The following is a 19,711-nucleotide window of genomic DNA, read 5'->3' on the forward strand; positions in this document are numbered from 1 at the left end:
TCATTAATAATACGCTTCTAAAATTTTAACTCCTGTTGATTCTAATTGTATTTCGCTTAAACTTGCGGGGATTAAAAGTGTTTCCCCTTTTTTAATATCGTAGCGTTCACCATTACAACTTAAATTAGCTGCACCTTCAACACACACATAAATAACAAAAGAATCTAGATTTGAATAATCTTTTTTCATCGTACCATCTAACGCAATAATATTGGTTTTAAAATATGGCGAATGCACTAGTGTATTTGATTTATTTGTCTCTAGTTTGTAATCTGTTTTATAAGCATCGTGCACTTCGTAGTCTATAACATCAATCGCTAAATCGTTATGCAACTCGCGCTTTTCCCCCGTTTTAGCATCTACTCTATCGTAATCATAAATTCTATAGGTAATGTCTGATGTTTGCTGAATTTCTGCCAATAAAACACCTGCACCAATAGCATGGACTCTACCCGTTGGAATATAAAATGTATCCCCTTTTTCTACAATTTCATGATGCATTACATTTAAAATCGTATTATTTTCTAAATGCGTTTTATAGTCTTCTTGATTTATTTTTTCATCAAAACCAACAATTAATTCTGCATCTTTATCGGCGCCCATAACATACCACATTTCATTTTTACCAAACGAATTATGACGCTCTTTTGCTATCTCGTTACTTGGATGCACTTGAATGGATAATGGTGTTTTAGCATCAATAAATTTAATGAGTAACGGAAATTTATCGCCAAAGGTTTCGTAGACATTATTACCTGCAAAATCGCCTTTAAACTCATTTATTAATGCTTTTAAACTTTTACCTTTAAGAGGCCCTTCTGCAACCAAGGTTTCATCGTTTTCAACTCCTGAAATCTCCCAAGATTCTCCTATGCTTTCTTCTGTATAATCTTTATTTAAAACTGTTTTTAATTTTTCGCCTCCCCAAATTCTATATTTATAAAGGGGCGTAAATTTTAAAGGGTATAAATTCATTTTATGTTTATAATTAAAGTTACTATTTATGTTATTAAAAAAATATTTCATCTACAAATATCCAAGAAGCATTTCCCGCTCCTTCATGCCATTTAGGTAGTACTTTTGGGTTATGCACTATAATCTTTAAATATCGCTTTTTTACTTCAGGAAAAACAACATTGTATCGTTTTATTACAGCACTAGTATTTATGTTATTCTCGTTTAATTTTAAACGACCTGCTTTTTTAAAATCTTTGTTGTTCGAACTGGAATACACCGTGATATGGGTTGGAAATAAAATCCAGTCTTGGGCTTTTCCCAAACAACTGACCGTAATATTATTAATTCCTTTTTCCTCTCCAAAATCTATAGTCGTATTTACGTCTTTTCCTAAAAATCCTGTCCACTTTTTATCGGCAAAATTCTCTGTTCCAAAAGTTAAATCGAAAAGTTTTTCTGGTCCGTCATACTTAATATCTGGTCTATTAGTTAAAGTATACTTCTTAACTTTATGTCTCGTTTTTAAAAAATCTACTTTCAATATGTCACTAGGTTCCCAGCCTTTTTTAAACACTTTTGCTTTAACTTGAGAAGCATCATTAATCACAAACGGTTTTGTATATAGACTTGCTGTAGTATCTGGTACTTTTCCGTTTAATGTATAATAAACTTTAGTGTTTACAAAATGAGATTCTAAAGCTACACTTATAGTATCTAAAAATAATGTTTTTTTAGTTTTTAGAAATGGTGGTTTTAATTGAGCATCGCCCGTAAATCCTTCTATAATACCGTTATTAATTTCTACCTTAAACTTTTGCTGTAAATTGGTTGTTTCTGTATTACTTATAGGTGTTTCCCAGACATAAACGTTTTCTAAATCAATAGTAGTTAGTAACTGCTTTAAACCTTTATCTGTAATTTTAGTTTTCACAAAATTAATAATTTTAAGCGCTTTTAAATCCTTTAAATACGCAATACTATTATCTGTTATTTTTGTATTGGTTAGTTTTAATTTTTTTAGATTAGGTAGTGCATCTAAACCAGATAACATATCATCCGTAAGCGCCGTGTTACTTAAGTCTAATTCAGTAATCTGTTCTTCTAAATTAGATAATGCTTTTATTGCTTTTTTAGAAATTTCGCCTACATTAAATTTAACCCAAAGCTCGGGTTGATTAGGCACTAATTTTCTAATTAAAAATCCATAATCCTCTACATTAGCAATATCCTTTTGAGATGCTTCTTTAATCTTCTTTTTATCGAAAATTAAATAGTTTTTTAGCAACTTAACCAATGTATCATTTTTAGGAATTGCGGCTACTTTATCGTTTATATTTAAACCGTTATTTAACCAATATTCAATAAGCCACAACTCATCTTTAGTCATTTGAGGTTTTCCTTCTGGCGGCATATGTTCTTCATCAGACAATGGCAAAAGCATACGCTCATACAATGAACTTTTATGTGCATTCCCTAAATTTAAAACCTGTCCTGTTACACCACCTTTTAGTAAACTTTCTACTGATGTTAAAGACAATTCGCCTTTAGTTTTGGTTTCGTTATGACACTGAATGCATTTATCTTCAAATATTTTAAGCATCACATGGTCATACATTTTTAAGCTATCAATATTTGTAATAGCTACTCGTTTGGATGAAGGCGCTATATATTCCGTTAAAAATTTATCGCCGTGGGTTAAAACGCTGCCGTAGTGCCCAGCCACAGTTATGCTTAATATCGCTAACACAAAAACTGGAAAAAAGACCCGTTTTGTTTTGGCAGTTTCATATCTAATTAAAACGAATAAAATAGTAATAAGTACTGCTGCTCCTATGCCTGTGTATAAATGAAAAGATAATGGTTCTTCTGAATACCCACCTTCTAAAGACAAGCAATAGCCTAAAATACAAGTAATAATTGCAAAGCCAGACGAAAAGCCTAAACCAAGTTTGATACTATCTTTAGGATATTTTTTTCTTACGCGCCCCACAATATCCAAAATAAATAAAAACACCAACGTACCAATGGGAATGTGCAATAACACTGGATGAAATCGTCCTAAAGCTAAAATAAACCGAGACGTTTCTTCTGTATTATCAGCATAAGCCATGCTTACAGATAGTAAACTAATGAGAATTGCAAATATGTTTTTTTGTGTTTTAAACATCTATTGGTTAATAATCCATTCGTCCATAAATAACCATGCTTTACCACCAGAACCTTCGTGCCAATTAGGAATAGACGTTCTATTTTCTATTTCAAGATATAAGGTATTCACTTTAGCATTTATAGGAATAATGAGTGCGTCCATTTTTCTAGCTGATACACTATCGGGTGTGTTCAACCTTATTTCCTTTTTTAAACTAGGGTTATTATTTATCAAAACAGAAACTTTACTTGGTGGAAATATCCAAGAACTCATATCGCTTAAATATCCAATAGTAACCGATTTGATAAATGCTTCTTCTTTCAAATTAATATTTCCTTTTACTAGGGTATCATAACCTACCCATTGTTTATCTGAAAAATTTAAGGATGCTTTTTGTTGATTTACTAAGGTTAAATTGCCAACTCCTACGTATTTTGGGTGGGGTTCTGAAACTGAAAAACCAGCAGAAACATCGATGCCTTTTTTATGTAACGTTATCATGGAGATTGCACTACTTTTCCAATCTGGATGATACGCTTTAAAGCTATACGTTCCTGATTTTTCAATTTTTAAAGGTTTAGTATATAACGTACTTTTTTCGTTAGGCATACTGCCATCTTTTGTGTAATATATAGATGCATCCTCTAATTTTAATGAAGCTTTTACTGTTACAAAGGAATCTATTAACGAACTATTTGTTGTGATTTTTGGTGGCGATACACTTATCACATTCGTTTGTAAATATGCTGTATTCTCTTTTTGTCCGCAACCCACTAAAAAAAGTCCCAATATGGTGATTATTGCTTTCATACCCGCGTTAATTTTATAGGATAGGTTTGTCCAGAGTTCCATTGTGCTACATATAAATTTTCATCATCATCTATACAAACATCATGCGGATACTGAAAAAGACGTACCGTTTGATATAACTCCTCTAAACCCGCATTTGTATAATTAGGTGATGTTGCTCCAGGGCAGGAAACCACCTCGTTTTTTTCGTTCATAATTAATAAAAAACCAGAATCGTCGTTACTCGCGTTTTTAGATTTTAATACTGCAAAATAAATATCGTTTTTATGAATAACTGGTCTACAAATTAATGCTCCTGGTACTTTTATAGATGATACATATTTGCCGTCTAAACTAAAGCGTTTCAACACGTTCATTTCGCGAGCAGAGATTAAAAGCGTCGGATTATTTTTGTCTCTATTATCATAACAAATACCATGAGCGTTTAAAAATTGATGGTCTTCCGTTCCTTTGCCTCCAAAACTATTTAGCAATTCGCCTTTATGATTGTAATGCGTTATAAACTGATTGCCATAACCATCTGCCACATAAAAATCGCCATTTTCTAAAACTGTGGTTTCCGTAGGTTTATACGCTTCTTTATTTTCGTAATGCCCCGTTTCCGCAGGGTAATCTAATTCAAAAACTACTTTCCCGTCTATGGTTGTTTTTATGACTTGATGCCTTTCGTAATCTGTAATTAGCAGAAAATCTTCACCATTTTCTTTAACCAAAGTTAACCCATGACCACCAGGATATGTTGTACCCCATGATGTAATGAATTTACCCGATTTATCATAAATTATGATATTATTTTTAGTGTGATTTGTGAGTAAAACGATTCTTCCTTTTGAATCTTGAACAATCTCGTGACAATCTTTTACAGGTGTTTGCAACGGGTTTAAATTCCCCCAGTTTAAATCTACTTTATATTGGTGCGAATTATGCCCAATAATCACATCCTTATAATTATTATACGAAAACGCGCTACTGTAGCTCGGGCACGCTAAAATACCCAAGGATGCTAAAGATGTATGCTTTAAAAACTTTCTACGCTGCATAGTAAATTATTAGGTTATTAAATCGTTTATGACATGTCCTGAAACATCGGTTAATCTAAAACGTCGCCCTTGATGCTTATGTGTAAACTTAGTGTGGTCTATACCCATAAGGTGCATCATGGTGGCTTGTAAATCATGTACATGTACAGGGTCTTTGGCAATATTATATCCAAAATCGTCTGTTTCACCATACGTAAACCCTGATTTTACGCCACCGCCAGCCATAAACATGGTAAAACATTTTGGGTGGTGATCTCTACCATAATTAGTATCTGTTAATGTGCCTTGGCTATAATTTGTTCTTCCAAATTCTCCTCCCCAAACCACTAGAGTATCATCCAACAATCCGCGTTGTTTTAAATCTAAAATTAATGCTGCTGTTGCTTGGTCTATATCTTTGGCTTGTTTTTCTATTTGCCCAGGTAAATTAGCATGTTGGTCCCAACCCATATGATATAATTGTACAAAACGCACATCTTTTTCTACCAATCTGCGTGCTAATAAACAGTTAGCGGCATACGTTCCGGGAACTGTTGCATCCATACCATACATTTTTATGATATGTTCTGGTTCATCATCCACATTCATTGTTTCTGGAACAGAGGTTTGCATGCGGTATGCCATTTCATATTGTGCTATTCTACTATTAATTTCAGGGTCGCCAAATTCGCGTTCTTGCTTTTCATTTATTGCGGCAATATAGTCTAGCATTTGTCGGCGCTCGTTTCTAGAAATACCATCAGGATTTTTTAAAAATAACACAGGGTCTTTTCCTGCCCTAAATTGTACGCCTTGATGCAAGGAACTTAAAAAGCCATTACCCCAAAGTCTGGAATATAAAGGTTGTGTTAATGGTCTGCCCGTTCCTCGTGATAGCAACACCGTAAACGTTGGCAAATTATTATTTAAACTTCCTAAACCGTAACTCATCCATGAGCCCATACTTGGTCTCCCTGGTTGTTGCGAACCTGTTTGAAAAAATGTAATTGCAGGGTCGTGATTTATAGCCTCGGTATGCATAGATTTTATAAAGCACAACTCGTCTACAATCTTTGCTGTATATGGCATAAGGCTACTTACCCATGCTCTAGATTGCCCATATTGATTAAATTTAAATTGACTACCTACTAGCGGAAAGCTATCTTGCCCCGAAGTCATTCCTGTTAATCGTTGCCCTTGTCTCACAGAATCTGGTAAATCTTGACCACGCAATTTATTAAGCAATGGTTTATGGTCAAAAAGTTCTAATTGTGAAGGCCCTCCACTCTGAAACAAATAAATAACACGTTTCGCCTTTGGTGCAAAATGCGGCAAATTTAAACCCGTTGGGTTTGTAGAAGCGTTAGCGGCCATTCCTGAAAAAGGGTCTAACATAGATGCGGCGGCTAACCCGCCAATACCGAGTCCCATTTTCTTTAAAAACTGTCGGCGATTATTATTCAAAAAGTGTTTTGATAGTTCTTCCATACCTCTAGCCTTTTATGATTGCTTCGTCTAAATTTAATATCAAACTTGTTAAAGCTCTATATGCATATATCGATTTTGCCTGTTCTGTACTCTCTTTAGAGTTTTCTGATTTATAATCGTTTTTTACAGTTTGTAAATACGCCATCAATTCTGCGAGTTCGTCTTCGTTTGGGTAACGTGTGGTTATTTTTCTAAAAATGAGTTCCACTTTTTTAGAATCATCAACTGCCGTTTTTGTTACTATGTTTTCTGCTAAATGTTTCGCTGCATTTATAAACTGTGGTTCGTTAAGCATTGCTAGCGCTTGCAATGGCGTACTTGTTTTTTGACGCTTTACTTCGCATAAATCTCTTGTAGGCGCATCAAACGTAACCATAGATGGCGGTGGAACTGTTCTTTTCCAAAACGTATATAAACTTCGTCTATATAAATTATCTCCAGTATCAGGAATATAATTTGTTAGGCCAACTCCAGAGGTTGTTTCTGCCCAAAGCCCAGGTGGCTGATATGGTTTTACACTTGGCCCACCCACTTTATTAACCAACAAACCACTTACAGCTAGCACATTATCTCTAACCATTTCTGCAGAAAGTTTGCTTCTAGAACTTCTGGCTAGCAATACATTATTTGGGTCTATTTCTAATAATTGCGGCGATATTTTTGAGGTTTGTTGGTAGGTACTAGACATTACCATTTTTTTATACATCTGTTTCATATCCCATCCTTCTTCTCTAAAAGTAACTGCCAAATAATCTAATAAATCTGGGTGTGAAGGCAATGCGCCTTGATTTCCAAAATCTGCCGAAGTAGACACAATACCAACGCCAAAAATTTGTTGCCACATTCTATTTACAGCAACCCGAGATACTAAAGCGTTCTCATCATCAAAAAACCATTTAGTTAGGCCTAATCTGTTTTTAGGTAAGGAATCTGCGTAGTTTAAAACAACTTTTGGTGTACTTGCCTGTACTTCGTCAGCTGGTGCATCATAAGCGCCTCGTTTTAAAACAAATGTTTTTCTTTTGCGAGCGCCGTCTTTCATAATCATTGGGCGTACTTCTTCAATAGAATCTGGTAGATTTACAAATGCTAAAACATCTTTAATTTCATTTTTTGTGATTTTTAAATTCGGTTCTGGTAGTTCATCATAACCTACTTGCCCTTTTTCATTTACTTTATTAAAAAAGCTGAAAAAACTAAAATATTCTTTTTGTGAAATAGGGTCGTATTTATGGTCGTGACATTGGGCACATTCCATAGTGAGTCCTAAAATAGCTTTAGATGTTGTGTTGGTTCTATCTAAAACATATTCTACACGATACTCTTCTTCTATTATTCCAACTTCTTGAGTAATTTTATGATTTCTATTGAATCCAGTAGCCAAAACTTGTTCCATAGTTGCATTTGGCAATAAATCGCCCGCTATTTGCCACTCTATAAATTTATCATAGCTTAAATTTTTGTTATACGCATTAATTACCCAATCGCGCCAAGGCCACATAAATCGCAGTACATCGTCCTGATAACCATGTGTATCGGCATATCTAGCAACATCTAACCAATCGGAAGCCATACGTTCTCCATAAGCTTTAGACGCTAATAATTTATCTACAACCGTCTCATAAGCATTTGCATCGGTATCATTTAAAAAATCGTCTATATCAGAAATTGAAGGAGGCAAACCTGTTAAATCGAAATATACTTTACGCAGTAGTTTTTCTTTTGAAGCTTTTTCTGAAGGTTTTAAACCTTCTTGGTCTAATCGTTTTAATATGAAATAATCAATATCGTTTGATATCCATTCTGCATTTGAAACTTTAGGTAATACTTTTTTAACTGGTGGCACAAAAGACCAATGCGTTTTCCAAACAGCTCCTTGCTTAATCCATTTTATTAGTAGTTGCTTTTCGTACTCAGATAGACTAAGATTAGAGGCTAATGGGGGCATTCGTTTTTCATCTTCCAAAGCTGTAATTCGTTTTACTAACTGGCTTTTATTAACATCGCCTGGTACAATAGCATATCTATTTAATCCTTCTCCTAAAGCTTTAAAAGCGCCTTCTTCAATATCAAATCGTAGTCCTGCTTCTCTGGTACCTTCATCAGGACCATGACATAAAAAACAGCGGTCTGAAAGGATAGGTTTTATATGAAAATTAAAATCTACAGTATCGGGTAACTTCGTTTGTGTTTTAACTTTCCCTTGATTTGAATCTAAACCATACTGATTTGATGCATTATATGAGGATGCATCATTTTTTTTTAAAACATACTTAACAGATAATACAGCTAAAAACGGTATTATAAAACATAGAAATAATGCTAAGTTTTTTTTCATATATAAAATTACATTTATAGCGATAATTACATCTGGAATATTTAATCAAAATCATGGAGATATCTTGACATTATATTTTTTCAGATAACAGATTTAATTTTAAATGCTGCTAACTCTAAAAACTCCTTCTTTTAGTGTACCTAACTCAATATTTCAATCAAAAAGTGACGAAAAGCATGTATCATTTGATTTTATATTTAGCATCTATTAATTGATTCTCTATAGACTTCGTTTGTACAGCATAATTAAACCCTGGCCTTAAGCAATAAGAACCATATTCGCCATTTTTGTTTAAAGCAATAAAACCTACTTGCAACCACTCTAAATCTGGCGCGTTTTGATAGATTTTATAAATGCGCTCTACCACTTCTTTGCAGGCTGCTTCTGGCGATTTTCCATGGCGCATTAATTCTACTACCATAGCGCTTCCTGCTGTTTTTATCATGGCTTCTCCCATGCCTGTAGCTGCTGCTGCACCAACTTCGTTATCTAAAAATAAGCCTGCTCCAATTATTGGCGAATCTCCTACGCGTCCATACATTTTCCATGATGCCCCACTTGTGGTACACGCCCCAGAAAGGTTACCGTTTTCATCTAACGCCAACATGCTAATCGTGTCGTGGTTTTCTATATTAATTATAGGTTTGTAATTAGAATTAACTAACCACGCTTCATAAGCTTTTTTAGATTTTTCGGTTAACAAGTCTTCTTTTTCAAACCCTTGTTCTAATGCAAATTGTAATGCGCCTTCTCCAACTAACATGACATGAGGTGTTTCTTCCATAACCTTTCGCGCTACAGAAATAGGGTGTTTTATATGTTGCAAAAATGCTACCGAACCACAATTATTATTTTGGTCCATAATACAAGCATCTAAAGTTACTTTTCCTTCTCTATCGGGAAAGCCACCTAAACCTACAGTTTGTACATTTGGGTTTGCTTCTGCGGTTTTTACACCAACCTCAACGGCATCGAGAGCACTTCCTCCGTTTATTAAAAGTTCCCAAGCCGATTCGTTCGCTACTAACCCGTGATTCCATGTTGAAATGACTACTGATTTTATAATTTGCTTTTTTTCTTTTTTTGAAGTTGAATTTTCGCAAGCATTAAAACTAAATATTACACTAAAAATTAATATGGCTTTTAAAAATCTCATATTCAATAGATGTTATTTTGTTGTGGTAAGCGTGTTTTATCAAACAAAGCATCATTGGGAGTATTTGTCATTTTAAATTCTAAAACACCACCATTAATAATTTCTTTATGTGTGATATATAGTCTATCTAATACTTTTCCATTTAGGGTCATGCTTTCAACATAAATATTTTCTGAAGCATGATTGGTTGCAATAACCTTAAAGGTTTTATCATTTTGCAGTTGGATTGTTGCTTCTTCAAACAATGGCGCTCCCAAATTATAAACTCCTTGTGCAGGATTTACAGGGTAAAACCCTAATGCATTAAAAATATACCAAGACGACATTTGTCCGCAATCTTCATTTCCACAATGCCCATTTGGTTCATTTTTATATTGGTTTTCTAAAATATTTCGAACTAATTTCTGAGTTTTAGATGGTGTTTTTAAGTAATTATATAGATACGCTACATGATGACTTGGTTCGTTACCGTGCGCATATTGCCCAATCATCCCTGTGCTAAAAACAGGTAGTTTGTCCGTTGGCTCGGGATAATACGAAAACATAGAATCTAGCTTTTGCTCAAAACGTTCTGCACCTCCTGTTTTTTCAATTAGTGTACCAACATCATGCGGCACGTACCAGTAATATTGCCATGCGTTGCTTTCGCAAAAATATGGACTATACTCTTTTGGAATAAAAGGGGTTATAAAATTCCCTTTTTCATCTTTAGGCTGAAACCACGAGTTATTTTTGTTGTGAAGGTTTTTCCAATTTTGAGAGTGTTCTATAAAAATTTTGTAATCGTCAAGCTTTCCTAAACCTTTTGCGAACATGGCAACGCACCAATCATCATAAGCATATTCCATAGTTTTTGAAACCGACCAATTTTCATGATGTTTATCAACAGGAATATATCCTTTGGCTCTATAAATATCTATTTGTCTATCATTAACCATAGCGCTTTCTTTACACGCTTTATAGGCTACTTCTGCATTAAATTTAAAGCCTTTAAAATAAGCATCTACAATAACTGGCACCGCATGATAACCAATCATCATATTAGTTTCACTCCCTTGCATAGACCAAACGGGAAGCTCACCTGTTTCATCATAATGTGCCAAGAGTGATTTTATCATATCTGGCACTAATTTTGGCTGTAAAATGGTGTAAAGCGGATGCGCCGCCCTGTAGGTATCCCACAACGAAAAAGTATCGTATCGATGAAACCCTCGTGCTCTAGCAATAGGTTTTACGCCTGTTTTGTAATTTCCATTTTCATCATTAGCCGCTTTGTAAGTGCCACCATAATCGCTAAATAATGTTGGTGCTAACATGGATTGATACATCATTGTATAAAACACACTTTTCTTATTGTCGTCTTGGGATTTTATTTTTACTTTTTTAAGTTGATTTTCCCAAATAAGCGTTGTTTTTTCCTGTTGATAATCAAAATCGAAACCTGTAGTTTCCATTTTTATGGCATAGGAAGCAGCCTCACAACTTGTTGAAGATAATCCTGTTTTGATAATAACCTGCTCATCTTCCATCGTTTGATATTTGAGCACCATTTTAGTGTTCCCTTTCATGGGGTAAATCTTCAGTGTGTCACCTTTAAAGTAGCTATGCGTATCAAAAGGTTTTGAAAACTGCATTTGAAAATACACTTTTTGGTTTCTTGCCCAACCTGTAGACATACGATAACCTTGAATAGTGGTATCGTTTACTTTTTCTAGATAAGTCTCTGTAGGCTTATCCCAATTTAAAGCATAGCCTAAATCGATATGAATTTCACTACTACCATCTTTTGGAAATGTATAACGGTGTATCCCAACACGTTTTGTAGCGGTTAATTCTACTTTAATACCATAGTCTAATAAATCTACAGAATAGTAGCCGGGAAATGCTTTTTCTTGGTCATGACTAAAAGACGAAAAGGGTTTAAAATTATTAGCCTCAATCCTTTTTTTTGACCTACTGTTTACTGGCATGATTAAAATATCATATAAATCTCCAGCACCAGTTCCCGATAAATGGGTATGCGAAAAGCCCGTAATTATAGAATCTTGATAATAATACCCTGCAATTCTATCCCAGCCAGGAATACCAATATCTGGACTTAATTGCACCATTCCAAAAGGTACTGTTGCACCAGGGTAGGTATTACCAGGACCATCTGTTCCTATAAAAGGATTAACATAATCCACCAACATGTTATTAGTGTCTGCCTTTGTAGTTTTAGATTGACTACATGCTCCAAATACCAATACAAAAGTTATATAAATGAAGCTTTTTTTCATAGATTATTTTTCTGTTTTTGATACTTTAATCACTTCGAAATGTGAATCTTGAATATCGAAAAATGCAACACCACTTGCACCACTTTCCTTGGCTGCTTTAATGGCATTAGCTACGGTTTCATCATCCATTTCAGGAAGGTATAAACCCGTGTGTAATTGTGTATTTCGTCCTTGTAAATCTTTTATCCCCTGTTCTGAAGCAAATTTTACCCAATCTAAACCTTCATTATAAAAATTATTGTAAATCATAGGTAATACTTCATCAATATTCCATTTATCCCAACGTTGGCGCACCATATGGTCTGCCATTTCTGGATATGGAAATACAGCAGCTGTTAATTTTTTACCGTGTTTATGTGCTATGTCATAAGCGCCGTCTACTACTGTTTTAATTTCGTTTAATCTAAACTGTTTCCATTCAATATCTATAGCTGGCACTTCTACTTCTTTTATGTTTCGTCCATATAATTTTTCAAATTTTTCTACGGCAGCATCAGAATAATCAAAATCAAAATCTGGTAATTCTTCATTTTGAACCAAATTATACTTCGGTAATAAACCTACTGGCAAATACACATCAGGATATCTTATATAATCTAGATGCACACTTGTAACCCCATCAACTTTAGCTAAACCTTCAACTAAATTCCATACATGTTGACGCGCATCTGGATGACTTGGCGATAACCATTGATAATAATCTACATAAGGGCGGTTGTCAAAACACGATTTACCACTACGGCTTACCATATACCAATCTGGGTGTTTTAGGGCAGTTGTGTCGCCTGGTCTGTTCATGGTAAACATCCACGCATGCACTTCCAAACCTTCTTCTATAGCGAGAGGTGTTATTTTAGATAAATAATTGGCATCTGCTCTGGTATCAATTAATACAGCATCTATGCCGTTATCTGCATATTTTTTAAATTGTTTTTTATGAATACTATCGGCTACTCCAGCACCTGCACCGTACCATGCCCAATATTTAAAAGCTAGTTCTACAGGCTCATCTGTTTTAGCAACTGTTTCTTTTTTTTGCTGAGTGCATGAAACCACTAAAAACAAAGTGATGATTATAATATATAAATTATGTTTCATTTTGAATTATTTTATAATGATTTGACCGTTTTTGTTTATAATAATTTTATTTCCCGTAAATGGACTTTTAACCCAAATATTATATCCCGTTTCATGAGATTGATATGTAGGTATTACTTCTTGTTTTAAAACTAATTTTGCAGCACCAACATCTTTAGGTGTTATTGTTTTATCCATTAAACCTTTATGCAAATCAAATAAAAACCACTTGATATGTTCATCTTTAGGAATTACAAAGTTTTTAGCTTCTTGTGAAGCTCCTCTTGCAAAATACACATAGCCCCAAGTTTCTGGTTGATGCATTGCAATAACGCCTTGCGGAGACCATACCCAATTGTATTCTGACTCAAATGCTCCAGAATTATTTTTTTTGCGAGAGTACCTATTGTTTTCTAATTGAAAATCCCAATGAACCCTAGAAAAATTTACTCTCCAAAACTTATCTTTCAATTCTACAATTTGATGATACGACGTATTAAACACCTTTAAAGGAATAGCAATTTCTACGCTCCAACTTTTATCTATATCGTTAGGATTATTTAATGTCCCATCAATATGCACAGCAGATTTTATACCGTTAGCATCCCAATCATTTAATACCAATGCACCGTCTCTATATGGTTTTGTAATGAATAAATCCCAAAGTGTATTTAAAGTATTAAATTCAAATTCATAGTAATTATGTGCATCGCCATCTGGGTCTATGAAAATTTCAAAATCATTGTTATAATAAACAATCGTATCTTTTTGTTTTAAAGTCCCCCACACATGAGGCTCTTCCATAGTTGCTAAAAAATAAATATACTCATTATCCCAGAGCATTTTTACACGGGTATTATATTTTGGTTTTTTTACTCCTTCTATATCTATAAACAAATCAGAAAACTCGGCATTTTTCCAAGAGTTCTCTAATCCTAAACCATCTATTTTAATAGGTTCTTTTATATGATTTGCAATATATGTTTTAGGGATAATACGGTTTGTTGCATCTTGAGCGCAACTAGCTAGCGGAAGACATAGAAATAAAAGGCATGTAAAACATAAGCCTTTTTTAAAAATGGAACATAATAACACTATTTTATACATATTTTAAACAATACTATTACTTTTAGTAAATTCTAATATTTCACTTATATAACCAAAGGCTATGGCTACAACCGTATCTGCGGCGCCATAAAAAATAGTGACTTTATCGGCTTCAACATCCTGTAAAGAGGCACATGGAAAAATTACATTAGGAACATCTCCAATTTGCTCATAAGGTTCCGACGGCGTTAGTAGATAAGGTTGTGTTCTGAACTTAACAATGTGTGGATTATTTTCATCCAATATTGCAGAACCCATGGCATATCTAAACCCATTACAGGTATTAATAACGCCATGATAAAACATAAGCCAACCTTCATTGGTTAAAAAAGGTACGGATCCTGCACCTACTTTTGTACATTGCCAAGCACTATCCTTAAATGCTGTTGGAGACATCATGTGCCTGTGTTCTCCCCAATATTTCATATCTGGACTATAGCTCATATAAATATCGCCAAAAGGAGTATGACCGTTATCGCTAGGGCGACTCATCATAGCATATTTTCCATTTATTTTTTTAGGAAATAACACACCATTTCTATTAAAGGGTAAAAAAGCGCTTTCACATTGAAAAAATTCTACAAAGTCATAGGTATAACCAATTCCAATAGTTGGACCATTATGTCCTTCGCACCATGTAATCCAATAGCGATCTTCTATAAAAATAACCCTAGGGTCGTATTTATAATCACCTAAAACTTGTGCTTCGTCTGCTGCTTTAAAATCTATTGGATTTTCGTTGATATTCCAATTAATTCCATCATTACTAAAACCTGCAAAAATATTCATTTGCACCGCTTTATTATCACACCTATATACGCCTGCGAAACCTTCTTTAAAAGGAACTACAGCACTATTAAATATGCTATTAGATGTTGGAATAGCATCTCTTTTAATTATTGGATTTTCAGAATAGCGCCAAACAACATCTTGACTTCCTTCTGGTTTATCTTGCCATGGAATTGAACTCATTTAATCTATTTAATTTTTATATTTTCTTACTTTATCTAACCACGTGAATTTTAAAATAACGGTAGTTATAATAAACACTACAAGAGCTAACCACATTTTTGGATAATCTCTTATCATGAGGTATATGGGTAATAATATCATACTAGATTGCCAAACAATTCCAACAATACAGTTTAGCATATCACTTACAAAGTCCTTGTTTTTTTCAAAATTCTCATCTTCATCTTTAAGAACTCTATAAACAGGATTCCACCAACCCCAAGGGCGCACATTAGAATAAAAACTTTTTAGAGTCTCCATACTTGTTGGAGGCGTAAGACAAGTTCCTAAAAAAGAACCCAATATAGACACTATAAATATTACGGGAAACACATAAATAGCTGGCATATGTGCAGCATCGCACATCCAGGTTCCTACTTCAAAATTGTCTTTATTTTGATCTAGTAAAAATTGAATAGTTGCAATAAATAAACCTGATGTCATACCCCAGAAATAACCCCAACCATTAAAACGCCACCAAATCCATTTTAAGAAATTTGCTGCTACGTAACCGCCAAAAAGTGCACTTGTTATCCATAATGTTAATGAATTGATAGACTCTGCAAAAAAGCCCATAAACACACCTAAAGCTACAATAGCAAAAGATGCTAAATGACTTGCTTTTATATAGTGCTTTGGTGTAGCCAAAGGTTTAAAATACTTTTTATAAATATCATTAACTATGTATGCAGGCCCCGAATTTACATAAGCCGAAAAGGTTGACATAAAAGCCGCTAAAAGTCCTGCTAACAACAACCCTTTTATACCTACAGGTACATGATTGTTGATTACTTTGGGTAAAATAACCTCTAAATCCCCAAGACTTAGTGAACTGGAACTTGCCATTTCGGGAGCCAAATACACTAATCCTAAAACAACGATACCCCCAATAAGTAAATATCTTGGTATAAAAAGTACAAGGTTTGTAAATCCACTCATATATGCAGCTTCTTTTACAGACCTTGTAGACAAAATACGTTGCATATCATAACTTGGTGTAGGACCTGCAATACTTGCAAAAAACCCTTTAAAAAGAGACATACCAATAAACGCACCAAACATTTTATAACCATGTGTGTCTATAAGTTCATTAAACGCTTCGAACTTTCCAGTCCACGAACCTTCTAGTTCAGCTCCAAAAAACAAATTACTCCATTGTTCAGACAATACGCTGGTAATTTCTACATCTGTTACATTAATAAACGCATAACCTGCCACCAAGACTCCTGCGAGTACCATAATAAAATATTGCAACACTTCTGTAGCAACTACAGAAAACATACCACCTTTAATAGTATAAATAGTAGTTAAAAATATGATGATTAAAGCATAGTTTTGGTCTGAGCTTAATAACACAGCATCTCCCATCATAAGTGTTAAATCCCATGGTAAAATGATTGTCATAAACTTACCAACACCTTCAAAAAAATAGGCTATAAAACCAACAGATGCTATTATAGCAAAAATAGCTACAATTAAGTGAGAGGCTCTTCCAGATTTACCATCGCCAAAACGTGTTAAAATCCATTCAGAACCAGTCATTATATTGGAGCGCCTTATCCATGCAGCTAAAAATATCATTACGAATATCTGGTTAAAAATTGGCCACACCCACATAAACATAAAACTCTTTACGCCATACAAGAAAAGAATACCAACCATCCAAGCAGTTCCTGAAACATCAAACATACCCGAACCATTACTTAAGCCTAAGTAATACCATTTAATGCTTTTTCCGCCAAGGAAATAAGAACTTAACCCTTTTGATGCCTTTTTGGAAATCCAAATACCAACACCTAATGTTAGAATAATATACAGGGCAATAATTAAAACATCTACTATATCCATTATTCTTTGTTATTTTTATGGATTCCCCATGATTTGTTAGGCTTAGAAGCCATAACAAAATAGAGTTTACCTCCTTTTAAAATTTGTTTGTGAGAGATAGATGTTTGATTAAATTCTTTACCATTAAGTGATGCAGATTTAATATAAATATTATCGCTAGAAGGATTTTCTACTTCAATTTCAAATATTTTACCATCAGAAAGATTAATCGTTGTTTTTTTGAATATAGGACTCCCAATATCGTAGTCTCCTGAAGCTGGGTTCATAGGGTATAGCCCAATAGAACTAAATACATACCAAGCAGACATTTGTCCGCAATCTTCATTTCCGCTCAATCCGTTTGGTGTAGTGTTATACTGTGTGTTTAAAATATGACGTACCCAATATTGTGTTCGCCAAGGTTGGTTTGCATGATTAAACATGTAGGCGATATGATGACTTGGCTCATTACCATGTGCATATTGCCCAATTAACCCTGAAATATCTGCGGAGATATTATCTCCTGTAATCTCAGAACTCTCAGTAAATAATTGATTTAATCGTTTAGAAAAAATATTTCCTCCACCATGAAGTGCTATGAAATTTTTAACATCATGAGGCACAAACCAGCTATGTTGCCACGCATTGCCTTCTGTATAATCTGTTTGTTCTCTGTGGTTAGAGTGTTTAGGGTCAAAAGGCGAATTCCAAGTTTTTCCATTATCGGATTTTCCCCGCATAAACCCACTTTCATTATCAAATAAATAGGTGTAAGCTTTAGAACGATTTAAGAAATACTTATAATCATTATCTTTACCTAAAGCTTTTGCCATTTGTGCAACACACCAATCGTTAAACGCATATTCTAGGGTAATCGTTACAGATTCATCTAATAAATTATAAGGAATGTAACCATATTTTTTATATAAATTTAATCCACGCTCGTCTTGCATCATGGTTTGTTTCATAGCTTCATAAGCCTTTTCAGCATCAAAACCTGTAATTCCTTTTTTATAGGCATCAACAATAACAGGTATAGAATGATATCCTGTCATGGTATTCGTTTCATTAGCATAAAGTGTCCAAACTGGTAATATTTTTTTGGTTTCATAATAGGCCAACATTGAGTTTATGATATCTGAAACTTTATCAGGTGCAATAAAAGTCAATAATGGATTTTCTGCTCTAAAAGTATCCCAAAGTGATAGTGTAGAATAGGCTGTATAATTTTTTGCAGTAACTATACTATCATTCTCTTTTCTAAATTGCCCATTTTTATCGCTGTAAGTAACAGGTGCTAATTGCGCATGATACATCGCTGTATAAAACATAGTTTTAAGTGAATCTACATCAGTTTCAACTTCTATGATATTTAAAGCATTTCCCCAGGTAATACCTGCTTCAGTTTTAACCTTTTCAAATTCAAAACCATCATTATTTAAATTATCTTTTGCATTTTCAATACTAACTGATGACAAGGCTACTTTAACTCGCAATTCATCATTACCTTTGGTATTAAAAAATAGTTGCGATGCAGTTTTTATTCCCTCTGAAATGTTACTATTACTTAGAATGCCATCTGCATAAAGCTTTGAATTTGATATAGGTTTTGAAAACTTGGCAACGAAAAATACTTTCTGATTTTTTGCCCAACCTTTACTGAAACGATAACCGCTTATTGTGTATTCGTCTTCAAAATTTAAAGAACTCTCAGTAACGGCATCCCAATTAATTTCAAATCCTAAATCTATTACAACAGATTGAATATCGTCTTTTTGAAAAGTATATTTGTGATATGCTGTTCTCTTAGATGTTGTAAGCTCAACATTAATGTTATGGTCTTCTAAATATAATTGGTAATATCCTGGAGTAGCAGTCTCGTTGTTATGAGAGTATTTTGATTTGTAATTTACACTGTCTCGGTTTTTCTTTGGCGTAACAGACACATCTACCTCTTTGTTTACAGGCATAAAAATAATATCTGCTAAATCGCCAATACCAGTACCGCTTAAGCTTAAATGGCTAAACCCGATTGCTAAAGAATCTGAATAGTGATACCCTGAACACCAATCCCAAGCACTTATACCATTCACGGGACTTACTTGTAACATTCCAAAGGGTACTGTTGCTCCCGGATAAGTATGGCCATGACCTCCTGTGCCTATAAAAGGGGCTACATAACTTTTAAATTTTAAATTTGTACTTATATTTTGTTTTTGGCTCTTTTCATTATTTATACAACCATAAACAAATACAAATAAAAACACAAATGAATATCTCAACATAATTTATCTCTCCGTATATAATCAAAATTTCACAAATAAATCTGAACGACAAACAAATTTAGACGGACAACGTATAATTGAAGCTAAACACCATCTATTGCTAATAAAACTTAACGTTTTAATTGATATATTTATTAAGAAAATAAATGATTTTAACTATAAATAGCCTTTTATTAATATTAAAAAAACAGACTTTAAATATTATTCA

The 19,711-nt window shown here is 33.9% G+C and carries 13 protein-coding genes; all 13 read right to left on the reverse strand.

Going from position 1 to position 19,711, the window contains the following annotated elements; translation table 11 throughout:
• Positions 1-3: 3 nt before the first annotated feature.
• Positions 4-975, reverse strand: a complete 972-nt coding sequence (locus Q0870_RS07945) for a type I phosphomannose isomerase catalytic subunit (protein ID WP_298554224.1) — start codon at positions 973-975, stop codon at positions 4-6.
• 34 nt (positions 976-1,009) lie between these two features.
• Positions 1,010-3,124 carry an FN3 associated domain-containing protein gene (locus tag Q0870_RS07950; RefSeq protein ID WP_298554226.1) on the reverse strand — a complete coding sequence of 705 codons (2,115 nt, stop codon included), beginning with the start codon at positions 3,122-3,124 and terminating at the stop codon, positions 1,010-1,012.
• Positions 3,125-3,916, reverse strand: coding sequence for a chitobiase/beta-hexosaminidase C-terminal domain-containing protein (locus tag Q0870_RS07955; protein WP_298554229.1), 792 nt, complete (start codon positions 3,914-3,916; stop codon positions 3,125-3,127).
• The gene (locus Q0870_RS07960) at positions 3,913-4,956 is read right to left on the reverse strand and encodes a 6-bladed beta-propeller (protein ID WP_298554232.1); all 1,044 of its coding nucleotides are present in this window, start codon (positions 4,954-4,956) and stop codon (positions 3,913-3,915) included. The genes Q0870_RS07955 and Q0870_RS07960 overlap by 4 nt, the downstream gene beginning before the upstream one ends.
• Positions 4,957-4,965: 9 nt before the next feature.
• Entirely contained in the window at positions 4,966-6,423 is a 1,458-nt protein-coding gene (locus Q0870_RS07965) for a DUF1501 domain-containing protein (RefSeq protein WP_298554235.1), read from the reverse strand.
• Between the two features lie 4 nt (positions 6,424-6,427).
• Positions 6,428-8,761, reverse strand: coding sequence for a PSD1 and planctomycete cytochrome C domain-containing protein (locus Q0870_RS07970; RefSeq protein ID WP_298554238.1), 2,334 nt, complete (start codon positions 8,759-8,761; stop codon positions 6,428-6,430).
• Positions 8,762-8,942: 181 nt separating this feature from the next.
• Complete coding sequence (locus Q0870_RS07975) at positions 8,943-9,917, reverse strand: N(4)-(beta-N-acetylglucosaminyl)-L-asparaginase (RefSeq protein ID WP_298554241.1); 975 nt, start codon at positions 9,915-9,917, stop codon at positions 8,943-8,945.
• A gap of 2 nt (positions 9,918-9,919) precedes the next feature.
• The gene (locus Q0870_RS07980) at positions 9,920-12,196 is read right to left on the reverse strand and encodes a GH92 family glycosyl hydrolase (RefSeq protein ID WP_298554243.1); all 2,277 of its coding nucleotides are present in this window, start codon (positions 12,194-12,196) and stop codon (positions 9,920-9,922) included.
• A gap of 3 nt (positions 12,197-12,199) precedes the next feature.
• Positions 12,200-13,294, reverse strand: a complete 1,095-nt coding sequence (locus Q0870_RS07985) for a family 10 glycosylhydrolase (RefSeq protein ID WP_298554246.1) — start codon at positions 13,292-13,294, stop codon at positions 12,200-12,202.
• Between the two features lie 6 nt (positions 13,295-13,300).
• On the reverse strand, positions 13,301-14,380 hold the full coding sequence (locus tag Q0870_RS07990; protein WP_298554249.1) for a carbohydrate-binding family 9-like protein: 1,080 nt from the start codon (positions 14,378-14,380) through the stop codon (positions 13,301-13,303).
• Positions 14,381-14,383: 3 nt separating this feature from the next.
• Entirely contained in the window at positions 14,384-15,352 is a 969-nt protein-coding gene (locus Q0870_RS07995) for a glycoside hydrolase family 130 protein (protein ID WP_298554251.1), read from the reverse strand.
• A 9-nt stretch (positions 15,353-15,361) separates the two neighbouring features.
• The gene (locus Q0870_RS08000) at positions 15,362-17,239 is read right to left on the reverse strand and encodes a sodium:solute symporter family protein (protein WP_298554254.1); all 1,878 of its coding nucleotides are present in this window, start codon (positions 17,237-17,239) and stop codon (positions 15,362-15,364) included.
• Positions 17,239-19,503, reverse strand: a complete 2,265-nt coding sequence (locus tag Q0870_RS08005) for a GH92 family glycosyl hydrolase (protein WP_298554257.1) — start codon at positions 19,501-19,503, stop codon at positions 17,239-17,241. The genes Q0870_RS08000 and Q0870_RS08005 overlap by 1 nt, the downstream gene beginning before the upstream one ends.
• Positions 19,504-19,711 lie beyond the last annotated feature (208 nt).

Source organism: uncultured Algibacter sp., from assembly GCF_947487575.1.
GTDB lineage: Bacteria > Bacteroidota > Bacteroidia > Flavobacteriales > Flavobacteriaceae > Algibacter_B.